A 21638-nucleotide genomic window follows, 5' to 3' on the forward strand; every position below is an offset into this window, starting at 1 on the left:
GCCGCCCGAAATCCGCACCGCTGACCAGCGATTTTCGCGACGCCGGTTTCGGGCGCGGTGGGGCCGGGGAAAACACCCCGGGTGGGACTCACGGTTGCGGTAACCGGGCCGACGGGAGACATCGGCATCTCGGCGGTGACGGCGCTGGAGCGCGAACCCGCGGTGGACACCATCATCGGGATGGCGCGCCGCCCGTTCGACCCGTCGTCGCGGGGCTGGGTGAAGACGATCTACCGGCAGGGCGACATCCTGGACCGCGAGGCCGTCGACGCGTTGGTCGCGGACGCCGACGTGGTCGTCCACCTGGCGTTCATCATCATGGGCTCGCGCGACGAGAGCGCGCGAATCAACCTGCAGGGCGCGCGCAACGTGTTCGAGGCGTCCGTCGGCAGCGTCCGGCCGCGGCGCCTGGTGTACACCTCGTCGGTGGCGGCGTACGGCTACTACCCCGACAACCCCGTCCCGCTCACCGAGGACGTGCCGACCCGCGGGTCCCCCGAGCACTACTACTCCGCCCAGAAGGCCGCGTGCGAGGCGCTGCTCACCGACATCAGCAAGGACTCGTCGCTGGAGGTTTTCATCCTGCGGCCCTGCGTCGTCGCCGGGCCCAAGGCCCGTGCCCTGGCCCGGTCGATGCCGTGGAACAAGTTGCCCGGCCCGCTGCGCGCCGCGGCCAAGCTGGTGCCGATGCTGAAGCCGGTCGTGCCGGACCCCGGTTTTCCGTTGCAACTGGTCCACCACGACGACGTCGCGGCCGCGATCGCGCTGGCGGCCACCGCCCCGACGCCGCCGGGCTCGTACAACATCGCCGGCGACGGCGTCGTGACGGTGGGCGACGTGGCCAAGGCGCTGGGCGGCCGGCCGGTGCCGGTGCCCGCGGCCGCCGCCTCGGCGGCGTCCGCGGCGGTGTCGCGATTGCCGTTCGTCCCTTCGATACTGGAATGGCTGCACGTAGCGCGGACATCGGTGGTGATGGACACCGCCAAGGCGAAAAAGGAACTCGGCTGGCAGCCGGTGCACTCCTCGGCGGACACCTTGGCGGCGTTGGCTCGGGCGGTTTGACGGTCGCGCGGCCCGGCCGCCCGACCCGGCCGATGTAGGTTGATTTCGTGAGGTTTCACCGGGCGTCCGGCGACATCCCCGCCGACTACGACGAACGCGCGGTGACCGTCGCGCCCGCCAAGCACGAGGCGGCGGGCATGCGTGCGGTGATGGTCTCGCTGCAGCGGGGGCTCGAGCAGATGGGCGCGGTGCGCACCGCCGCGGCGCTGGCGCGGCTCAACCAGCGCAACGGCTTCGACTGTCCCGGCTGCGCGTGGCCGGAGGAGCCGGGCGGGCGCAAGCTGGCCGAGTTCTGCGAGAACGGGGCCAAGGCCGTCGCCGAGGAGGCCACCCGGCGCACCGTCACACGAGAGTTTTTCGCCCGGCACTCGATAGCCGAGCTGTCGGGAAAGCCCGAGTACTGGCTGTCCCAGCAGGGCCGGCTCACCGAGCCGATGGTGCTGTGTCCCGGTGACGACCACTACCGCCCGATCGGCTGGGACGCCGCCTACCGGTTGATCGTCGAGCGGCTGGGCGCGCTGGAGCACCCGGACCAGGCGGTGTTCTACACGTCCGGGCGCACCAGCAACGAGGCCGCGTTTTGCTACCAGCTGCTGGTCCGCTGTTTCGGCACCAACAATCTGCCCGACTGCTCCAACATGTGCCATGAGTCGTCCGGCTCGGCGCTGACCGAGTCGATCGGAATCGGCAAGGGCTCGGTCACCGTCGACGACGTCGCGCGCGCCGACCTGATCGTCATCGCCGGGCAAAACCCCGGCACCAACCACCCGCGAATGCTGTCGGTCCTTCGCAAGGCAAAGGCCAACGGCGCCAGGATCATTGCGGTGAACCCGCTGCCCGAGGCCGGGCTGATCCGGTTCAAGGATCCGCAGCAGCTGAACGGGCTTGTGGGACACGGCATCCCGATCGCCGACGAATTCGTGCAGATCCGCATCGGCGGCGACATGGCCCTGTTCGCGGGACTGGGCAGGTTGTTGCTCGAGGCCGAAGACCGCGCCCCGGGCACCGTCGTCGACCGCGAGTTCGTCGACGCGCACTGCGCGGGTTTCGACGAATACCGGCGCCGGACAATGGAGATCGACCTCGACACCGTGCACGCCGCCAGCGGTGTGCAGCGCGCGCAACTCGAACGCGTGGCCGCGATGCTGATGGCGTCGCGGCGCACCGTCGTGTGCTGGGCCATGGGCCTGACCCAGCACACCCACGCCGTGGCCACCATCGGCGAGATCACCAACCTGTTGCTGCTGCGCGGCATGATCGGCAAGCCGGGCGCGGGGGTGTGCCCGGTGCGCGGGCATTCCAACGTGCAGGGCGACCGCACGATGGGCATCTGGGAGCAGATGCCCGAGCAGTTCCTGGCCGCCCTGGACCGTGAATTCGGCATCAGCTGCCCCCGCAAGCACGGGTATGACACGGTGGCCGCGATCCGCGCGATGCGCGACGGGCGGGCCACGGTGTTCGTCGGCATGGGCGGCAACTTCGCGTCGGCCACCCCAGACACCGCAGTCACCGAGGCGGCCCTGCGCAGTTGCGCTCTGACGGTGCAGATTTCGACCAAGCTCAACCGCAGCCACCTCGTGCACGGGAACACCGCACTGATCCTGCCGACGCTGGGCCGCACCGACCGCGACATCCGCGGCGGGCGCAAACAGGTTGTCTCGGTGGAAGATTCGATGTCGATGGTGCATCTGTCCCGCGGCAGCCTGCACCCGCCCAGCGACCAGGTGCGCAGCGAGGTGGAAATCGTCTGCCAGCTGGCCCGCAGGCTGCTCGGCGCGGAGCATCCGGTGCCGTGGGAACGGTTCGCGGCCGACTACGACACCATCCGCGACGCGATCGCCGCGGTGGTCCCCGGCTGCGCCGACTACAACCGCAAGGTGCGCGGGCCGGACGGGTTTCAGCTTCCCCACCCCCCGCGCGACGCACGCGAATTCCACACCAGCACAGGCAAAGCCAACTTCGCGGCCGACCCGCTGCAGTGGGTGCCGGTGCCGCCGGGCCGGCTGGTGCTGCAGACGCTGCGCAGCCACGACCAATACAACACCACGATCTACGGGCTCGACGACCGTTATCGCGGGGTGAAGGGCGGGCGCCGCGTGGTATTCGTCAACCCCGCCGACATCGAGTCGCTGGGACTGGCGGCGGGCCAGCGGGTCGACCTGGTGTCGGAGTGGACCGACGCCGACGGGCGGCTGCAGGAGCGTCGCGCCAAGGACTTTCTGGTGGTGGCGTATTCGACCCCGGTCGGCAACGCCGCGTCCTACTACCCGGAGACCAATGCGCTCGTCCCACTGGATCATACGGCCGCCGTGTCGAACACCCCGGTGTCCAAGGCGATCATCGTGCGATTGGAGCCGGCGTCATCGGGCACGTAACCGCGCGGCGGAGGGTCAGGCATCTCAGCGCCGGTCGGGCCGTCACCCGGCCGGAGACCCTGGTCGTCGAGGAGCCGCTGGAGATCCGCGTCAACGGCGCTCCGGTCACCGTGACTATGCGCACGCCGGGCTCGGATATCGAACTCGCGCAAGGGTTTCTGCTCACCGAGGGAATCATCGGGTGCCGCGAGGACGTGGTCACCATTCGCTACTGCGGCGGGCGCGGGGACGACGGCGCCAACACGTACAACGCCCTCGACGCGACACTCGCGCCCGGCGTGCGGGAGCCCGACCTCGACGTCACCCGCAACTTCTACACCACCTCGTCGTGCGGGGTCTGCGGCAAGGCGTCGTTGGATGCGGTGCGGGTGATCGGCCGGTTCGCGCCGGGCTCGGATCCGGCGACCGTCGCCGCGGCCACGCTCAAGGCGATGCCCACCCAACTCCGCAGGGCGCAAAAGGTTTTCGACAGCACCGGCGGTCTGCACGCCGCGGCGTTGTTCGGTGTCGACGGCACCATGCTCGCGGTGCGGGAGGACATCGGCAGGCACAACGCGGTCGACAAGGTCATCGGCTGGGCGCTGGAACACCGGCGGGTGCCGCTGAGCGCGACGGTGCTGCTGGTCAGCGGGCGGGCCTCGTTCGAGCTGATGCAGAAGGCCGTGGTGACCGGGATCCCGGTGCTGGCCGCGGTGTCGGCGCCGTCGTCGCTGGCGGTCTCGCTGGCCGAGGAGTCCGGGGTCACGCTGGTGGCGTTCCTGCGGGAAGACTCGATGAACGTCTACACCCGGGCCGACCGGATCACGTAGCGCTGGGGATAGACCCGGGACTGGGGATAACCGCCTGTTCCGGCGCGCGCTCGGCCGCTTCGTGTCGGGGCCGTCGGGCAGGTTGGCCGCATGACGACCGAACCGACGATGACGCGGATTCAGTTGGGCGCGATGGGCGAGGCGCTCGCCGTGGATCACCTGACGAGGATGGGGCTGCGGATCGTGACCCGCAACTGGCGCTGTCGCTACGGCGAACTCGACGTGATCGCGTGCGACGACACCACCCGCACCCTGGTGTTCGCCGAGGTCAAGACCCGCACCGGCGACGGCTACGGCGGCCTGCCGTACGCGGTCACCGAGCGCAAGGTTCGACGGCTGCGCCGGCTGGCGGGGCTGTGGCTGGCCGCCCAGCACGAGCGCTGGGCCGCGGTCCGCATCGACGTGATCGGCGTGCGGGTCGGGCCCGATTACCCACGCCGCGCCCCGCAGATCATGCACCTGCAGGGGATCGGCTGATGGCGCTGGGGCGCGCGTTCTCGGTCGCGGTATGCGGATTGGACGGCAAGATCGTGGAGATCGAGGCCGACATCACCTCGGGGCTGCCGGGCGTGCACCTGGTGGGCCTGCCCGACGCCGCGCTGCAGGAATCCCGCGACCGGGTCCGGGCCGCCGTCACCAACTGCTGCAACAGCTGGCCCCAGACGAGGCTCACGCTCGCGCTCTCACCGGCGACGCTGCCGAAGATGGGATCGGTCTACGACATCGCCCTGGCGGCGGCCGTGCTGTCGGCGCAGCGAAAGAACCCGTGGGAACGACTGGAGAAGACGGTGCTGCTGGGCGAGCTGGCGCTGGACGGCCGCGTCCGGCCGGTGCGCGGCGTGCTGCCCGCGGTGCTGGCCGCCAAGCGCGACGGCTGGCCGGCCGTCGTCGTACCGGTGGACAATCTGGCCGAGGCGGGCCTGGTCGACGGCATCGACGTTTGGGGCGTTCGCACCCTGGGCCAGCTGCGGAGCTGGCTGTGCGGCAAGGCCCGGCTGCACGACCGCGTCGCCACGGCCGCCCCGCCCGCGGAGCCGCGTGCGGACCTGGCCGACGTGGTGGGCCAGGCGCAGGCGCGTTTCGCCGTCGAGGTCGCCGCGGCCGGGGCGCATCATCTCATGCTGACCGGGCCGCCCGGGGTGGGCAAAACCATGCTGGCGCAACGCCTTCCGGGGTTGCTGCCACCGCTGTCGGACACCGAGTCCCTGGAGGTCACCGCGATCCACTCGGTGGCCGGGCTGCTGTCGGGGGACACCCCGCTGATCACCCAGCCGCCGTTCGTGGCGCCCCACCACAATTCCAGCGTCGCGGCGCTGGTGGGCGGCGGTTCGGGCATGGCCCGGCCGGGCGCCGTCAGCCGGGCGCACCGCGGGGTGCTGTTTCTCGACGAATGCGCCGAGATCAGCGCCCACGCGCTGGAAGCGTTGCGAACACCGTTGGAGGACGGGGAGATTCGTTTGGCCCGCCGCGACGGGGTCGCGTGCTACCCGGCCCGGTTCCAGCTGGTGCTGGCCGCCAACCCGTGTCCGTGCGCGCCGGCCGATCCGCAGGATTGCGTCTGCGCGGGGGCGGTCAAACGGCGCTACCTGGGAAAGCTGTCGGGGCCGCTGCTGGACCGGGTGGACCTCCGGGTGCAGATGCATCCGGTGCGGGCCGGGGCGTTCTCGGTTTCCGACGGGGAATCGACCGAACAGGTTCGCCGCCGGGTGGCGGCGGCCCGCGACGCGGCCGCGGCGCGCTTGCGGCCGCACGGGTTTCGCACCAACGCCGAGGTCAGCGGGTCGCTGCTGCGGCGCAGGTTCCGTCCCGGCCATGAAGCAATGAAACCGTTGCGCACTGCGCTGGACCGTGGACTGCTCAGCATTCGTGGCCTGGATCGCACGCTGCGGGTCGCGTGGAGCCTGGCGGACCTCGCCGGTCGCGGCTCGCCCGGCATCGACGAGGTGGCCGCGGCGCTGAGCTTCCGGCAGCCGGGAGCCCAGCGATGACCCGCGCCGGCGACGATGCAGAGCTGTCTGCCTGGGCCTACCTGTCCCGGGTGGCCGAGCCGCCGTGCCCGGAGCTGGCCGCGCTGGTGGGATGTGTTGGCCCCCAGGAGGCCGCCGACCGGGTCCGGCGCGGCCTGGTCGGCGACGACCTTGCTCAGCACACCGAGGCCAGGCGCGGAATCGACCGCGCCGCAGCCGATCTCGAGCTGCTTGCCCGCCGCGGCGGACGGCTGATCACCCCCGACAGCCACGAGTGGCCGCTCGCGTTCGCCGCGTTCGGCGGCGCCGCGGTGCGGTCGCGCGGCGGGCCGCCGATGGTGTTGTGGGCGATCGGCCCCGCCCGCCTGGACGAGGCGGCGCACCGCGCGGCCGCGGTGGTCGGCACGCGCGCGGCGACCGCGTATGGCGAGCACGTCGCGGCCGACCTGGCGGCCGGGCTGGTCGAGCGCGACGTCGCGGTCGTCTCCGGTGGGGCCTACGGCATCGACGGCGCGGCCCACCGCGCGGCGCTGGCCGCCGACGGAATCACCGTGGCGGTGCTGGCCGGCGGGATCGACGTCCCCTATCCCGCCGGGCATTCCGCGCTGCTGCATCGCATCGGCCAGCACGGGCTGCTGTTCACCGAGTACGCGCCCGGGATCCGGCCGGCCCGGCACCGTTTCCTGACCCGCAATCGCCTGGTGGCCGCCACCGCCGGCGCCGCGGTGGTGGTGGAGGCGGGGCTGCGCAGCGGCGCCGCGAACACCGCGGCCTGGGCCCGGGCACTGGGCCGGGTGGTGGCCGCGGTGCCCGGACCCGTCACATCGTCGGCGTCGGCGGGTTGCCACGAGCTGTTACGCAACGGCGCCGAACTGGTCACCAGGGCCGACGACATCGTCGAACTGGTCGGCCGCATCGGCGAGTTGGCACCCGAACAGTCGCGGCCCACCACGGCGCTGGACGGGCTGGGCGAAGCCGAGCGCCAGGTGTACGAGGCGCTGCCGGGCCGCGGCGCCGCCACGGTCGACGAGATCGCCGTGGCGGCGGGGCTGGCGGCCGAGCGGGTGCTGGGCCCGCTGGCGATCCTCGAGGTGGCCGGGCTCGCCGAGCGGCAAGATGGCCGGTGGCGAATCGTCCGCGCCGGCGGCGGCCGGGCCGCGGGTACGGTGCGACTCGTATAGTCGACGACGGGTCGGGACTGGACAGGAGGACAAGTGGCAGGTCGACCTCTGCAACGCTTCGAAGTCGTCGGTACCAAGCAACTCACCCGGCACATGGTCCGGGTGGTGCTCGGCAGCAAGACTTTCGACACCTTCGTGCCCAGCAAGTTCACCGACTCCTACGTCAAGATGGCGTTCGTCGCCGACTACGTCGACATGGGCGGGCTGCCGCAACCGCTGACGCTGGACAGCTTCGCCGACCTGCCGCCGGCGAAAAGGCCGTCGGTGCGGACCATGACCGTCCGCCAGGTCGACGCGGCGGCCGGCGAGATCACGGTCGACATCGTGGTGCACGGCGACCACGGGGTGGCCGGGCCGTGGGCCGCCGCCGCGCAGCCCGGCCAGCCGATCTATCTGATGGGCCCCGGCGGCGCGTACACCCCCGACCCGGCCGCCGACTGGCATCTGCTGGCCGGTGACGAGTCCGCGCTGCCCGCCATCGCCGCGGCGCTGGAAGCGTTGCCGCCCAACGCGGTTGGCAAAGCGTTCATCGAGGTGGCCGGCCAAGAGGACGAAATCCCTTTGACCGCACCGGAATCCGTCGAGGTCAGCTGGGTCTATCGGGGCGGGCGCGCCGACCTGGTTCCCGAGGATCGCGCGGGCGACCACGCGCCGCTGATCGAGGCGGTCACCACCACCCCATGGCTGCCCGGGCAGGTACACGTCTTCATCCACGGCGAGGCGCAGGCGGTCATGCACAACTTGCGGCCCTACGTCCGCAAGGAGCGCGGCGTGGACGCGAAATGGGCGTCGTCGATCTCCGGCTACTGGCGACGCGGCCGCACCGAAGAGACGTTCCGGCAGTGGAAGAAGGAACTGGCCCTGGCCGAGGCCGGGACTTAGCGGTGGCGCCCAATTTCGGGGACTACCAGAACGAGATCTACTTGCGGGGCCTGGCCGGGGTGGTGCCGCCGTTCCCGATGGCCTTCGCCGAGCTGGAAGCCAAGGCCGCGACGGCGCTGCCGCCGTCGGTGTGGTCGTACGTGGCGGGCGGGGCCGGCGACGAGCGCACCCAGCGGGCCAACTGCGAGGCCTTCGGGCGGTGGGGCCTGTACCCGCGCATGTTCGTCGGCGCCGCGCAGCGCGACCTGTCCGTCGACCTGTTCGGCCTGGCCCTGCCGACCCCGCTGTTCATGGCGCCGATCGGCGTCATCGGGCTGTGCGCCCAGGACGGCCACGGCGACCTGGCCACCGCGCGCGCGGCCGCGGTCACCGGGGTGCCCATGGTCGCCTCGACGCTCACCGTCGACCCGATGGAAGACGTCGCCGCCGCCTTCGGCGACACGCCCGGGTTCTTCCAGCTGTACACGCCGACCGACCGCGAGCTGGCCGCCAGCCTGGTGCAGCGCGCCGAGGCGGCCGGCTTCAAGGGCATCGTGGTCACCCTCGACACCTGGGTCACCGGCTGGCGCCCACGCGACCTGAGCACGTCGAACTTCCCGCAGCTGCGCGGGCACTGCCTGGCCAACTACACCAGCGACCCGGTGTTCCGCGCCGGCCTGCAGCGCCCACCGGAGGAAGACCCGCAAGGCGCCGTGCTGCGCTGGGTGCAGCTCTTCGGAAATCCCCTGACGTGGGACGACCTGGGCTGGCTGCGCTCGCTGACCAAGCTGCCGCTGCTGGTGAAGGGCATCTGCCACCCCGACGACGCCCGGCGCGCCCGGGACGGCGGCGTCGACGGCATCTACTGCTCGAACCACGGCGGCCGGCAGGCCAACGGCGGCCTGCCCGCCATCGACTGCCTGCCAGGGGTGGTCGAGGCCGCCGACGGTCTGCCGGTCCTGTTCGACTCGGGCATCCGCAGCGGCGCCGACGTCATCAAGGCGCTGGCGCTGGGCGCCACCGCGGTGGGTGTGGGCCGGCCGTACGCCTGCGGTTTGGCGCTCGGCGGCGTCGACGGCATCGTGCACGTGCTGCGCATGCTGCTGGCCGAGGCGGACCTGATCATGGCGGTGGACGGCTATCCCACACTCAAAGATCTCACCCCGGACACGCTCCGGCGCGTCGACTGAGCCGCGGCGCGCCCGGCTGCGACCGTGGGGGAGTGCAAGCGATCCTCGATGAGTTCGACGAGTACCTGGAGCTGCAATGCGGGCGCTCGGCGCACACCCGTCGCGCCTACCTGGGGGACGTGCGGTCGCTGTTCGCCTTCCTCGACGGACGGGGCGTGGAGGCGCGCGGGCTCGGCCTGGACCGGTTGAGCCTGCCGGTGCTGCGGACCTGGCTGGCCGCGGCGGCCGGCGCCGGTGCGGCCCGCACGACGCTGGCCCGCCGCACCTCGGCGGTCAAGGCGTTCACCGCGTGGGCGCTGCGGCGCGGCCTGCTGACCACCGACCCCGCCACCCGGCTGCAGGTGCCCAAGGCGCACCGCACCCTGCCGGCGGTGCTGCGCCAGGATCAGGCGCTCGACGCCATGGCCGCCGCGAAATCCGGTGCTGCGCAAGGCGATCCGTTGGCGCTGCGGGATCGGCTGATCGTGGAGATGCTGTACGCCACCGGGATTCGGGTAAGCGAGTTGTGCGGCCTGGACGTCGACGACGTCGACGCCCGGCAGCGGGTGGTGCGGGTGCTGGGCAAGGGCGACAAGCAGCGCACCGTGCCGTTCGGGGTGCCGGCCGCCGACGCGCTGCGCGGGTGGCTGAACGACGGGAGGCCGGCCCTGGTCACCGCGGAGTCCGGGCCGGCGCTGCTGCTGGGCGCCCGCGGCCGCCGGCTCGACGTGCGCCAGGCCCGCACGGTCGTGCACCAGACCGTCTCCGCGGTGAACGGCGCCCCCGACATGGGGCCGCACGGCCTGCGGCACAGCGCGGCCACACACCTGCTCGAAGGCGGGGCCGACCTGCGGGTCGTCCAGGAGCTGCTCGGCCATTCCAGCCTGGCGACCACCCAGCTGTACACCCACGTCGCGGTGTCCCGGTTGCGGGCCGTGCACGACCAGGCCCACCCCCGGGCTTAGCCCTGGAGCGGCTTGAGCCGGATCCGGGTGGACTTCAGCAGGCCCAGCGGATCGACGTAGTCCGCGCCCGACGCCGGGCCCCACATCGCGCCCCAGTGCAAGCACGCCGCCGTCGGGCAGCCCGGGTGCCCGGCGACCAGCTCGCCGAGCACGGTCTGCGCCGTCACCGGCTGACCGACCCGCACCGCCGCTCGCACCGGCTCGTAGCTGGTGCGCAATCCGCCGGGATGGGCCAGCGACACCACCGGCCGCCCGGCCAGCAGCCCGGCGAACACCACGGTCGCGTCCGCGGCGGCGTATACCCGCTGGCCGGGGGATCCCGGCAGGTCCACGCCCCGATGCCCCGGTTGCCAGTCGGGCGACGGGGCGTCGAATCCCCGGGCCACCGCGGGCGGCGGGCGCAGCGGCCAGTCGAACCGAACGTCGTCGGCGACCGCCGGCGCGGCGCCGAGCAGGTCCAAGGCCAGCATCAGTGCCACCCACCGCATCCGTGCAGTCCAGCGCGGCGCCGCCGATCGGGCCAGTCAGCGCTGTGGACAAGCACCGTCAAAGCACCTGGCCGAGCGGTGTAAACTGCTTCACGCGGTCCGTGTGAACGGGCTGACTTCGCGTGTCTGCGCAACAACCGGATGCCGTGCGGTCCCGAGTAAGGGTTCGGCATCTCGACAGACGCCAGGGCCCGGCCTCACCCGATGCCGGGCGACAACCGACAACAAAGGAATGGCCGGTAATGGCTGTTGTAACCATGAAGCAGCTGCTCGACAGCGGCACCCACTTCGGGCATCAGACCCGACGCTGGAATCCCAAGATGAAGCGGTTCATTTTCACCGACCGCAACGGCATCTACATCATCGACCTGCAGCAGACGCTGACCTTCATCGACAAGGCGTACGAGTTCGTCAAGGAAACCGTCGCCCACGGCGGGACGGTGCTGTTCGTGGGCACCAAGAAGCAGGCGCAGGAATCGGTCGCGGCCGAGGCCACCCGCGTCGGCATGCCGTACGTGAACCAGCGCTGGCTGGGCGGCATGCTCACCAACTTCGCCACCGTGCACAAGCGGCTGCAGCGCCTCAAGGAGCTCGAGGCGATGGAGCAGACCGGCGGCTTCGAGGGCCGCACCAAGAAGGAGATCCTGGGCCTGACCCGCGAGAAGAACAAGCTGGAGCGCAGCCTCGGCGGCATCCGCGACATGAACAAGGTCCCGTCGGCGGTCTGGGTGGTCGACACGAACAAGGAGCACATCGCCGTCGGTGAGGCGCGCAAGCTGGGCATCCCGGTCATCGCGATCCTGGACACCAACTGCGACCCCGACGAGGTCGACTACCCGATCCCGGGCAACGACGACGCGATCCGCTCGGCCGCGCTGCTGACCAAGGTGATCGCCTCCGCGGTCGCCGAGGGCCTGCAGGCCCGCGCCGGCCTGGGCCGCGGCGACGGCAAGCCCGAGGCGGAGGCCGCCGAGCCGCTGCCCGAATGGGAGCAGGAGCTGCTGGCCTCGGCCGCCGCGACCGCCGGCGCCCCGACCGCCGCCCCCACCGACGCCGCTGCGGGTGCACCCGAAACAACTCCGTCACAGGAAGGCTGACCATTGGCGAACTTCACCGCCGCCGACGTCAAGCGGCTTCGTGAACTGACCGGCGCCGGCATGCTCGACTGCAAGAACGCGCTCGCCGAGAGCGACGGCGACTTCGACAAGGCCGTCGAGGCGCTGCGCATCAAGGGCGCCAAGGACGTCGGCAAGCGCGCCGAGCGGGCCACGGCCGAAGGCCTGGTCGCGGCCAAGGACGGCGCGCTCATCGAGCTGAATTCCGAGACCGACTTCGTCGCCAAGAACGCCGAGTTCCAGGCCCTGGCCGAGCAGATCGTCGACGCCGCGCTGGATGCCAAGGCCACCGACGTCGAGACGCTGCTGGCCGCCAAAATCGGCGACAACACCGTCGAGCAGGCCATCGCCGACTTGTCGGCGAAGATCGGCGAGAAGCTCGAGCTGCGCCGCGTGCAGTACTTCGATGGCAACGTCGAGACCTATCTGCACAAGCGCGCCGCCGACCTGCCGCCGGCGGTCGGGGTGCTCGTCGAGTTCGAGGGCCAGGACAAGGACGCGGCGCACACGGCCGCGTTGCAGATCGCCGCGCTCAAGGCCCGCTACCTGTCCCGCGACGATGTCCCCGAGGAGGTTGTGGCCAGCGAACGCCGCATCGCCGAGGAGACCGCCAAGGCGGAGGGTAAGCCCGAGCAGGCGCTGCCCAAGATCGTCGAAGGCCGGCTGAACGGCTTCTTCAAGGATGCGGTGCTGCTCGAGCAGCCGTCGGTGTCCGACAACAAGAAGACCGTCAAGGCGCTGCTCGACGAGGCCGGCGTGACGGTGACGCGGTTCGTTCGCTTCGAGGTGGGGCAGGCCTAGCCGGCGACGGCTGGCGTCAGTGCCATGCGACGCGTACACGCTTTCGGTGACGATGCCCTCGGCGACCTCGATGCGGTGGGCCTGTCCGAGGCCATCCGCGCCGGCTGGGTCGGCAGAGCCGACGTCATCGAGGCCGCCATCGCCCGCGCCGAGGCCGTCAACCCGGCCCTGAACGCCTTGGCGCACAAGGCGTTTGACCAGGCCCGCGAGGCCGCCTCGGCCGGGCCGGGGACCGGGCGGTTCTTCGACGGCGTCCCCACGTTCATCAAGGACAACGTCGACGTCGCGGGCCAGCCGACGATGCGGGGCGCCGACGCGTGGACGCCGTTCGACGCCGTCTCCGACGGCGAGTTCACCCGGCTGTACCTGGCCACCGGGCCGACATCGCTGGGCAAGACGCAGATGTCGGAGTTCGGGTTCAGCGCGTCCGCCGAACATCCGCGGCTCGGGCCGGTCCGCAACCCGTGGGACACCGACTACACCGCGGGTGCGTCGTCCTCGGGATCGGGCGCCTTCGTCGCCGCCGGTGTGGTGCCGATCGCACACGCCAACGACGGCGGCGGCTCGATCCGAATTCCGGCCGCCTGCAACGGACTTGTCGGGCTGAAGCCGTCGCGCGGTCGGCTGCCGCTGGATTCGCAGCTGCGCCGGATGCCGGTGGGCATCGTCGCCAACGGTGTGCTGACCCGTTCGGTGCGCGACACCGCGGCCTTCTATCGGGAGGCCGAGCGCATCTGGCGCAATCCCGGGCTGCCGCCGGTCGGCGACGTCACGGGCCCGGGCCGGCAGCGGCTGCGGATCGCGGTGGTGACCCGCTCGGTCCACCGCGAGTGCAGCCCGCAGCTGCGCGAGCTGACGCTGAAGTCGGCCGGCCTGCTCGAGGAGCTGGGCCACCGCGTCGAACACGTCGATGAGCCCCCGGTGCCGGCCGGCTTCACCGACGACTTCGTGCTGTATTGGGGGTTCCTGGCGCTGGTGCAGGTGCGCACCGGGCGGCGCCTGTTCGGCCAGACGTTCGACCGCACCCGGCTGGACGCCTTGACCCTGGGCCTGGAGCGGCACAGCGGCCGCAACCTGCACCGGCTGCCGGGGGCCATCGTGCGCCTGCGCAGGATGCGGCGGCGCACCGCGGAGTTCTTCCGGACCTACGACGCGGTGCTCACGCCGACGGTCGCCGACGAGACGCCGCGAATCGGCCACCTCGCGCCGACCGACTACCCGCAGCTGATGCAGCGGCTGATCGACTGGGTTGCGTTCACCCCGCTGCAGAACGTCACCGGCGAACCGGCGATATCGCTGCCGCTGGCCCAAACCGCGGATGGCATGCCGGCCGGCATGATGCTGGCCGCCGACATGGGGCGCGAAGCGCTGCTGCTGGAACTGGCCTACGAGCTCGAGGAGGCCCGGCCGTGGGCGCGGATCCACGAGCCCGGGGAATCCGCGTAGCCCGGGTCAGTCGGATCCCAGCCGTTCCAGCATCCGCTTGAACTCGCGTTGCTGGGCCGGGGTCAGCTTGGCCAGGATGCGCGAGTCGGCGACGCGGACCGCGCCCTCGGCGCGCTTCAACAGGGTGCGGCCCGAAGCCGTCAGCGTGGCGGGCAGCGCACGCCCGGAGGAAACCGATTGCGGCCGGGCCACAGCGCCGATCTCTTCCAGCCTGCGCAACACCGTGTTCATCGCCTGCGGTGTGACGTTGGTGCTTCGGGACAACTCGGCGCTGGATAGGCCCGGGGACATCGAAAGGATTCGCAGGCAAACGAATTCGGGCAGTGTCAGGCCGAGCGGACCCAACACCGAGGAAACCTCCGGTCGCAGAACCGCTCCCACCTGGTAGAGCAGGTATCCCAGTGGAGCGTCTTCGGTTTGACCCATGTCAACGATATTGACATATGCCGCAGCTTTTCGACGGGATTCGGGGTTTGCGGGTTCGGGGTTTACGCCTCCGCCGGAAAGCTCATGGCGACTTCACCTTTCGCGATCGGCCGTGCCGACGTCCGGATCGAGTTAATCGTTGGGGTAGTCGTGGCCCCAGTGGCGCGGTGCTGGTAGTGATGCCGATGTTGTTCCTGTGGCGCCAAAAGACCTGCGTTAAAAGGCGCTCAGCAAAACGGCACCCGAAATGGCGGGCATTCCGGCTGGTGGTGGGCCGTGCCTTTCACAATTCGCAATTGTTCGCGTTTAACGCCGCGCCGAAAAGGTTATGGGGAAATACATCGCGCCCTGTCTAAAGGGGGGTGACTGTGGATAGGAAAGGAATTGAGCATGAAGGTCAGTAGGACTGCTGTAAAGAGTGCTATTGCCGCCGGGGGGATAGCCGCGGCAGGAGTGTTCACCGCAGCGACCGCATCCGCTGCGCCGCCCAACATCCAGCCGTTCGGCACCAGCGAACCACTCATCGATGGTCCCCTGGTCACGAATTACACCGTGAGCAATCTGCAACCCAGCAACGCGGTGATCCCGGGGTACACGCCGAAGGGCACGCTCTATCAGGCCGACGTCACCGCCAGGTCGGATAGCGGTCTGGTGACCCCGATGGTCAACGACTTCATCGCCCGCGGGCCCAACGGGCAGAACTACCGGGTGATCGACAAGGTCGCTGCCCCGGGCAGCCTCAACCCGGCGCCCATCCCGCAGGGCAGCGAATCGACCGGGACGCTGTACTTCGACGTGACCGGCGCACCGCCGAACGGCGTAGCCTACAACGACGGGAACCAGGACGTGCTGATCTGGACGTCGAACCTGTCGCCGGGCTCGACACCGGCCTCGCCGACAACCCCGGCGCCCGGTGCGCTGCCCAGCCCGGCGCCGAGCGGGGCGACGCACGCCTGATCGGTTCTGAGCCGGCCTGAGCCGGTCTGATCCGGCCTGATCCGGTTGGACAAACCTCCCCGCGCCTTGCCCTTGGCGCGGGGAGGTTCTCGTCCACGCGAATCCAACGCGGCCGAACGGGGTACCCGAACACACATGAGCAATCCCGATCACAGGTCAGACCACAGGCCAACCGAGGTGCGCGAGCAAGCGCGGCGCCACGCCGAACGGGCGCGGGCGACGATGCAGGACAAGCGCGGTGATCGCGACGGCGGGCTGAGCGGCTGGGTCGCCGAGCGCGCCGCCGAGTGGGACCTCGGCGGCCAGGACGAAACCACGCTGCAGCGCCAGAAGTTCTTCTGGAACGTCCTGGTCGACTACTGGTTCCGCATGGAGATCGACGGCTGGGAGAACATTCCCGGGCCGCCGGTGCTGCTGGTGGGGATCCACTCGGGCGCGCCGTTCGTCTGGGACGCGTGGACCGTCGGCCTGCAGTGGTGGCGACGTTTCGGACAGGATCGCCCGTTGCACGGCACCGCCCACGACGCGTTGATGGCGATTCCGCTCATCGGGCGCTACTTCCGGTCGATGGGCGTGCTTCCGGCCGCCCCGGACGCGATCGCCACCGCGCTGGCCGAGGGCCGCGATGTGGCGATATGGCCGGGCGGGGAGGTGGACTCGCTGCGCCCGTGGACGGAGCGCGATCGCGCCAACCTCGCCGGGCGCACCGGATTCGTGCGGATGGCGATTCGCGCCGGCGTGCCGATCGTGCCGATCGCCACCGTCGGCGGTGCCGACGCGATGCCGGTGCTGATCCGCGGGGACCGGCTGTCGAGGGCCCTGCGGCTGGACCGGCTGCTGCGGCTCAAGGTGTTCCCGCTGGCGGTCTCGCTGCCCTGGGGCATCGCGCCGGCGGCGCTTCCGCAGCTGCCGCTGCCGGCCAAGATCAGGACCCGGTTCATGCCCGTCGTCGAGCTGGACCACGACCCCGCCCGCGCCGATGACGACGAATACGTCGACCGCAAGTACCGCGAGGTCGAGAACAGCATTCAGGAGGGCATGGACGCGCTCGCGCGCAAGCGCGCGCTCCCGCTCTTCGGGTGACCTAGACGCGCGAAAGCTGAACCGTAACAGGGTCTTTGAGGGTCAGCGGGCGACCGTGTCGGTTGGTTCCGGGGCGGACGTCGAGATCGGGCCCAGCGCCGGTTCGTTGACAACCCATTCCGGGTGCGGCGGCGTCACCGCCATGTAGCCCACACCGCGCACGGTGTCGACCATCGACTCGTGTTCGGGTCCGAGCTTGGCGCGCAGCCGCCGCACGTGAACGTCGACCGTGCGGACGCGGCCGTTGCAGTCATAGCCCCACACCTCGTGCAGCAACCGGGTGCGGCTGAACGCCCGACCCGCATGCTGCACAAGGAAATTCAACAGCTTGAACTCGGTAAGCGTCAGGCCCAGGTCCCTGCCCGCGACGGACGCGGTGAAGCTGGCCGGGTGCAGGACGAGGTCCCCGAATTTCAGTGTGCCGTCGACCGTGCTGCGCCGGCGTTTGATCGCCAGCCGCAGCCGCGCCTGCAACTCGTCCGCGCCGGCGGCGGGCAGCATCACGTCGTCGAAATTCCAGTCGATGTCGACCGTGACGAAGTCCACCGGGGTGACGACGGCCAGCACCGCCGTGGCCGGCGCGGTGGCGGTGAGCCGGCGGCACACCCCGCGAGCCGCGGCGAGGTCGGTGCGCGCGTCGATGATCGCGACGTCGGCGTTGTCGGGCTGCCCGTCAACGTGCTCGGTCAGCGACGCCCGCCGTGTCGTGTGCGCCACCGAGCCCAGCGTCGGCAACACCGACTCGAAATCGTCGGCATCGGTAAGCAGTAGTACGTCCAATGACGTCTCCAAAACTCATGACGGTCCTGCAAGCGCAGCGCAGGGTACCCGGATTAGTTCAGAACTATGCCACCTCTGCCCGAGATGTAACCCATCCCGCAGAAAGTCGATGGGCCCGGCCCGTAGAGCCGGGCCGGACCCATCGTGGAAACAAGCTACTGGTTCTGGTTGGACTTCTGCCGCTCCTCGGCCACCTGCGCGCTGCCGCGGGCGGCTTCGGCCTCGGCCTCCTTCTTGGCCGCGTCGCGCTGTGCCTCGGCCTTGTCCTGCTGGGCCTGGCCCTCGCGGGTCAGGTCGTCTCGGCCCGAAACGGCCCCGGCGGCCTCCTTGACCCGTCCCTTGACGTCCTCGACGACGCCCTTGACGGCTTCGGCAGGTCCGGATTTGTTGCTGTCAGCCATGGCTGGTTCCTCCTGAGTGGCTTGCGTGATGCGGGCGATTCGCGCCCAATCGATGCCGATCCACGCGATCGGCCGGGTCAACGCGGGTCCGGCCCTCATTCTCAAGGCCGTGAATTCCCTCGCGCTGATGCGGATTCCCCGTGCCGCCGGATGTTCAAACATCCCTCGGCATCGCCCGCTGCGGGTCGCGACCGGGCAGATAATGCACCCCGCCGACGCCGCATTGTGCTGCGATGAGGCAGGATGTGAAATGCCGTTCCGGGCGAGGTCATCCCGGGATGGCACTGTCATGCGAGGAGTGTGATGACGGATCCCGAGCCAACGAGCGCCAACGGCGCACCGGCGCCCTCGGCGGGTCGATCGAAGTATTCGAGAGTGTTGCTCAAGCTCGGTGGCGAAATGTTCGGCGGCGGCCAGGTGGGGCTGGATCCCGACGTCGTGGCACAGGTGGCCCGCCAGATCGCCGAGGTCGTTCGCGACGGCGTGCAGGTCGCCGTCGTCATCGGCGGCGGCAACTTCTTCCGCGGCGCGCAGCTTCAGCAGCGCGGAATGGAACGCACCCGTTCGGACTACATGGGCATGCTCGGCACCGTCATGAACAGCCTCGCGCTGCAGGACTTCCTGGAGAAGGAAGGCATCGTCACCCGCGTCCAGACCGCGATCACCATGGGCCAGGTGGCCGAGCCCTACCTGCCGTTGCGCGCCGTCCGCCACCTGGAGAAGGGCAGGGTGGTGATCTTCGGGGCCGGCATGGGGCTGCCGTACTTCTCCACGGACACCACCGCGGCGCAGCGGGCGCTGGAGATCGGCGCCGAAGTCGTGCTGATGGCCAAGGCGGTCGACGGGGTGTTCTCCGCGGATCCGCGGCAGCACCCCGAGGCCGAGCTGCTCACCGCGATCAGCCATCGCGAGGTCATCGACCGCGGGCTGCGGGTGGCCGACGCCACCGCGTTCAGCCTGTGCATGGACAACGGCATGCCGATCCTGGTGTTCAACCTGTTGACCAGTGGCAATATCGCCCGCGCGGTCGCTGGTGAGAAGATCGGAACACTGGTCACCACCTGAGGGGAAGACGCGCAAATGATCGACGAAGCTCTCTTCGACGCGGAAGAGAAGATGGAAAAGGCCGTGTCCGTGGCCCGCGAGGACTTGTCGACCATCCGGACCGGCCGCGCGAACCCGGGGATGTTCTCCCGCATCGTGATCGACTACTACGGCACCAACACCCCGATCACCCAGCTGGCCAGCATCAACGTCCCCGAGGCCCGGCTGGTGGTGATCAAGCCCTACGAGGCCAATCAGCTGCACGCCATCGAGACCGCGATCCGCAACTCCGACCTCGGGGTGAACCCCACCAACGACGGCACGCTCATCCGGGTGGCCGTACCGCAGCTCACCGAGGAGCGCCGCCGCGAGCTGGTCAAGCAGGCCAAGCACAAGGGAGAGGAAGCCCGGGTGTCGGTGCGCAACATCCGTCGCAAGGCGATGGAGGAGCTGCACCGCATCCGCAAGGACGGGGAGGCCGGCGAGGATGAGGTCGGACGCGCCGAAAAGGATCTGGACAAGACCACCCATCAGTACGTCGCCCAGATCGACGAGCTGGTCAAGCACAAAGAAGGCGAGCTGCTGGAGGTCTAGCGGCCGCTCAGCAACCAAGTCCGTGGCAGCGAACTACGCCGGCGCAGGCTCGTCGCCCGATGAGCAAGCCCGTCGGGCCGAGAACACCACGGCGCAGCCCGCCAAGAAGGCGTCCCGGGCCGGGCGCGACCTGCGCGCCGCGATCGTCGTGGGCCTGTTCACCGGCGGACTCGTCGTCGTGACGGCGGTGTTCGCGCACCGCTACTGGGTGGTCCTCTGCTCCGGCGCGGCCCTGGTCGCCAGCCACGAGGTGGTGCGGCGGCTGCGCGAGGCCGGCTACGTCATTCCCGTCATCCCGCTGCTGGTCGGCGGCCAGGTCACGGTGTGGCTGACCTGGCCCTTCCACGCCGCCGGCGCCATGGCCGGCTTCGGGGGCACCGTCGTGGTCTGCATGATGTGGCGGCTGTTCATGCAGGACAACAGCAAACGGCCGGAGCCGTTCGCCGGTTCCCCGTCGGCGAACTACCTGCGGGACGCGTCCGCCACCGTCTTCCTGGCCGCCTGGGTCCCGCTGTTCGCCTCGTTCGCCGCGCTGCTGGGCTACCCGCACGACGGCACCGGACGGGTGTTCTGCCTGATGGGCACAGTCGTCGCTTCCGATGTGGGCGGCTACGCGGTGGGGGTGCTGTTCGGAAAGCATCCGATGGTCCCGGCGATCAGCCCGAAGAAGTCCTGGGAGGGGCTGGCCGGGTCGATGGTCTTCGGCATCACGGCCGCGATCCTCATCGCGACGCTGCTGGCGCACAAACCGTGGTGGATCGGCGCGCTGCTGGGCGTCGTGCTCGTGTTCACCTGCACGCTCGGCGACCTGGTCGAGTCGCAGGTCAAGCGCGACCTCGGCATCAAGGACATGGGCCGGCTGCTGCCCGGCCACGGTGGCCTGATGGACCGCCTCGACGGCGTGCTCCCGTCGGCCGTCGCGACCTGGACGGTGCTGACGCTGCTGCGCTGATGTGGCCGATACTGGACGGGTCATGGTCCAACAGCTGGTTTTCGACGAGCCGCGGCCGAGCAGGCCGCCGCGGCACCTGGCCGACCTCGACGCGGCGGGCCGCGCCGCAGCCGTCGCGGAGCTGGGCCTGCCGGCGTTCCGCGCCAAGCAGCTCGCGCACCAGTACTACGGCCGGTTCGTCGCCGACCCGGGGCAGATGACCGACCTCCCGGCGGCCGTGCGCGACCGGATCGCCGAGGCCATGTTCCCCAGGCTGCTCACCGCGGCCGCCGAGGTGAGCTGTGATGCCGGCCAGACCCGAAAGACGTTGTGGCGAGCCATCGATGGCGCCACCGTCGAGTCGGTCCTGATGCGCTATCCGCAGCGCAACACGGTGTGCATCTCGTCGCAGGCCGGCTGCGGCATGGCCTGCCCGTTCTGCGCGACGGGCCAGAGCGGGCTGACGCGCAACCTGTCCACCGCCGAGATCCTCGAGCAGGTGCGCGCCGGTGCCGCCGCACTGCGCGACGACTTCGGCGGCGATCGGCTGTCGAACGTGGTCTTCATGGGCATGGGCGAGCCGCTGGCCAACTACGCGCGGGTGCTGGCCGCGGTGCGGCGCATCGTCGACGCGCCGCCGCACGGTTTCGGCATCTCGGCCCGATCGGTGACGGTGTCGACGGTGGGCCTGGTTCCGGCGATCCGCAAGCTCGCCGACGAAGGGCTGGGGGTGACGCTGGCGCTGTCGCTGCACGCGCCCGACGACGAGCTGCGCGACACGCTCGTCCCGGTCAACAACCGCTGGAAGATCGGCGAGGCGCTCGACGCCGCCCGGCACTACGCCGAGGCCACCGGTCGGCGGGTGTCGGTCGAGTACGCGCTGATCCGCGACGTCAACGATCAACCGTGGCGGGCCGACCTGCTCGGCAAGCGGCTGCATCGTGCCCTCGGCCCACTGGTGCACGTCAACCTGATCCCGCTCAACCCGACGCCGGGCAGCGACTGGGACGCCAGCCCCAAGCCGGTGGAGCGGGAGTTCGTCCGGCGGATCCGAGCGAAGGGGGTGTCATGCACCGTCCGAGACACCCGGGGTCGCGAGATCAGCGCCGCCTGCGGGCAGCTGGCAGCGCGCACCTGAACCGCCGCGGCGCCCGGCACGTCTTTAAGACGTAACCCCCAGCAG

The 21638-nt window shown here is 70.6% G+C and carries 21 protein-coding genes and 1 pseudogene; 18 read left to right on the forward strand and 4 right to left on the reverse strand.

Annotated features, from left to right (window positions below):
- Window positions 1-81: 81 nt before the first annotated feature.
- The 9 genes from OQ968_RS22155 (at window position 82) to OQ968_RS22195 (ending at window position 10389) form a co-directional block, all read left to right on the forward strand.
- On the forward strand, window positions 82-1062 hold the full coding sequence (locus OQ968_RS22155; RefSeq protein ID WP_324681495.1) for an NAD-dependent epimerase/dehydratase family protein: 981 nt from the start codon (window positions 82-84) through the stop codon (window positions 1060-1062).
- A 47-nt stretch (window positions 1063-1109) separates the two neighbouring features.
- Window positions 1110-3437 (forward strand): FdhF/YdeP family oxidoreductase, encoded by a 2328-nt coding sequence (locus OQ968_RS22160; RefSeq protein WP_324681497.1) that lies wholly within the window; start codon window positions 1110-1112, stop codon window positions 3435-3437.
- Window positions 3425-4246, forward strand: a complete 822-nt coding sequence (fdhD, locus tag OQ968_RS22165) for a formate dehydrogenase accessory sulfurtransferase FdhD (protein WP_324681615.1) — start codon at window positions 3425-3427, stop codon at window positions 4244-4246. Before OQ968_RS22160 ends, fdhD begins: the two co-directional genes overlap by 13 nt.
- Before the next feature lie 90 nt (window positions 4247-4336).
- Window positions 4337-4723 carry a YraN family protein gene (locus OQ968_RS22170; protein ID WP_324681498.1) on the forward strand — a complete coding sequence of 129 codons (387 nt, stop codon included), beginning with the start codon at window positions 4337-4339 and terminating at the stop codon, window positions 4721-4723.
- Window positions 4723-6234 carry a YifB family Mg chelatase-like AAA ATPase gene (locus OQ968_RS22175; protein ID WP_324681499.1) on the forward strand — a complete coding sequence of 504 codons (1512 nt, stop codon included), beginning with the start codon at window positions 4723-4725 and terminating at the stop codon, window positions 6232-6234. The genes OQ968_RS22170 and OQ968_RS22175 overlap by 1 nt, the downstream gene beginning before the upstream one ends.
- Window positions 6231-7394: a DNA-processing protein DprA gene (gene dprA / locus OQ968_RS22180; protein WP_324681500.1), complete on the forward strand. Its 1164-nt coding sequence runs from the start codon at window positions 6231-6233 to the stop codon at window positions 7392-7394. Before OQ968_RS22175 ends, dprA begins: the two co-directional genes overlap by 4 nt.
- Window positions 7395-7427: 33 nt before the next feature.
- Window positions 7428-8276 (forward strand): siderophore-interacting protein, encoded by an 849-nt coding sequence (locus tag OQ968_RS22185; RefSeq protein ID WP_324681502.1) that lies wholly within the window; start codon window positions 7428-7430, stop codon window positions 8274-8276.
- Between the two features lie 2 nt (window positions 8277-8278).
- Window positions 8279-9445 carry a lactate 2-monooxygenase gene (locus tag OQ968_RS22190; RefSeq protein ID WP_324681503.1) on the forward strand — a complete coding sequence of 389 codons (1167 nt, stop codon included), beginning with the start codon at window positions 8279-8281 and terminating at the stop codon, window positions 9443-9445.
- 32 nt (window positions 9446-9477) lie between these two features.
- Entirely contained in the window at window positions 9478-10389 is a 912-nt protein-coding gene (locus tag OQ968_RS22195) for a tyrosine recombinase XerC (protein ID WP_324681505.1), read from the forward strand.
- 5 nt (window positions 10390-10394) lie between these two features.
- Here OQ968_RS22195 and OQ968_RS22200 read toward each other — a convergent pair.
- Window positions 10395-10913, reverse strand: a pseudogene (locus tag OQ968_RS22200) (M23 family metallopeptidase); the annotation flags it as partial.
- Window positions 10914-11119: 206 nt separating this feature from the next.
- Between OQ968_RS22200 and rpsB the strand changes: the two are divergent.
- The 3 genes from rpsB to OQ968_RS22215 are packed head-to-tail and all read left to right on the forward strand — an operon-like array spanning window position 11120 to window position 14239.
- The gene (rpsB, locus tag OQ968_RS22205) at window positions 11120-11974 is read left to right on the forward strand and encodes a 30S ribosomal protein S2 (protein WP_324681507.1); all 855 of its coding nucleotides are present in this window, start codon (window positions 11120-11122) and stop codon (window positions 11972-11974) included.
- A 3-nt stretch (window positions 11975-11977) separates the two neighbouring features.
- Window positions 11978-12793 (forward strand): translation elongation factor Ts, encoded by an 816-nt coding sequence (tsf, locus tag OQ968_RS22210; protein WP_324681509.1) that lies wholly within the window; start codon window positions 11978-11980, stop codon window positions 12791-12793.
- Between the two features lie 24 nt (window positions 12794-12817).
- Window positions 12818-14239, forward strand: a complete 1422-nt coding sequence (locus OQ968_RS22215; RefSeq protein WP_324681511.1) for an amidase — start codon at window positions 12818-12820, stop codon at window positions 14237-14239.
- Window positions 14240-14245: 6 nt separating this feature from the next.
- Here the strand turns inward: OQ968_RS22215 and OQ968_RS22220 are convergent, their stop codons facing one another.
- Complete coding sequence (locus OQ968_RS22220; RefSeq protein WP_324681512.1) at window positions 14246-14665, reverse strand: MarR family transcriptional regulator; 420 nt, start codon at window positions 14663-14665, stop codon at window positions 14246-14248.
- Window positions 14666-15055: 390 nt separating this feature from the next.
- On the opposite strand from OQ968_RS22220, the gene OQ968_RS22225 reads away from it, so the two are divergent.
- Both OQ968_RS22225 and OQ968_RS22230 read left to right on the forward strand, forming a co-directional pair.
- Complete coding sequence (locus OQ968_RS22225) at window positions 15056-15622, forward strand: MPT63 family protein (protein ID WP_324681513.1); 567 nt, start codon at window positions 15056-15058, stop codon at window positions 15620-15622.
- A 135-nt stretch (window positions 15623-15757) separates the two neighbouring features.
- Window positions 15758-16705, forward strand: a complete 948-nt coding sequence (locus OQ968_RS22230) for a lysophospholipid acyltransferase family protein (protein WP_324681515.1) — start codon at window positions 15758-15760, stop codon at window positions 16703-16705.
- A 42-nt stretch (window positions 16706-16747) separates the two neighbouring features.
- Here the strand turns inward: OQ968_RS22230 and OQ968_RS22235 are convergent, their stop codons facing one another.
- The gene (locus OQ968_RS22235) at window positions 16748-17485 is read right to left on the reverse strand and encodes a response regulator transcription factor (RefSeq protein WP_324681517.1); all 738 of its coding nucleotides are present in this window, start codon (window positions 17483-17485) and stop codon (window positions 16748-16750) included.
- Between the two features lie 155 nt (window positions 17486-17640).
- Entirely contained in the window at window positions 17641-17886 is a 246-nt protein-coding gene (locus OQ968_RS22240; RefSeq protein WP_324681519.1) for a CsbD family protein, read from the reverse strand.
- 303 nt (window positions 17887-18189) lie between these two features.
- Here OQ968_RS22240 and pyrH point away from each other — a divergent pair, with 303 nt between their 5' ends.
- From pyrH to rlmN, 4 genes are read left to right on the forward strand one after another with little or no spacing between them, the layout of a single operon-like run.
- Complete coding sequence (pyrH, locus tag OQ968_RS22245) at window positions 18190-18951, forward strand: UMP kinase (protein WP_324681520.1); 762 nt, start codon at window positions 18190-18192, stop codon at window positions 18949-18951.
- Window positions 18952-18966: 15 nt separating this feature from the next.
- Window positions 18967-19524, forward strand: coding sequence for a ribosome recycling factor (gene frr, locus OQ968_RS22250; protein WP_324681521.1), 558 nt, complete (start codon window positions 18967-18969; stop codon window positions 19522-19524).
- 22 nt (window positions 19525-19546) lie between these two features.
- Window positions 19547-20476 (forward strand): phosphatidate cytidylyltransferase, encoded by a 930-nt coding sequence (locus OQ968_RS22255; protein WP_420715983.1) that lies wholly within the window; start codon window positions 19547-19549, stop codon window positions 20474-20476.
- A 22-nt stretch (window positions 20477-20498) separates the two neighbouring features.
- Complete coding sequence (gene rlmN, locus OQ968_RS22260; protein WP_324681522.1) at window positions 20499-21593, forward strand: 23S rRNA (adenine(2503)-C(2))-methyltransferase RlmN; 1095 nt, start codon at window positions 20499-20501, stop codon at window positions 21591-21593.
- Window positions 21594-21638: the final 45 nt, after the last annotated feature.

The organism is Mycobacterium sp. 663a-19, assembly GCF_035616495.1.
GTDB lineage: Bacteria > Actinomycetota > Actinomycetes > Mycobacteriales > Mycobacteriaceae > Mycobacterium.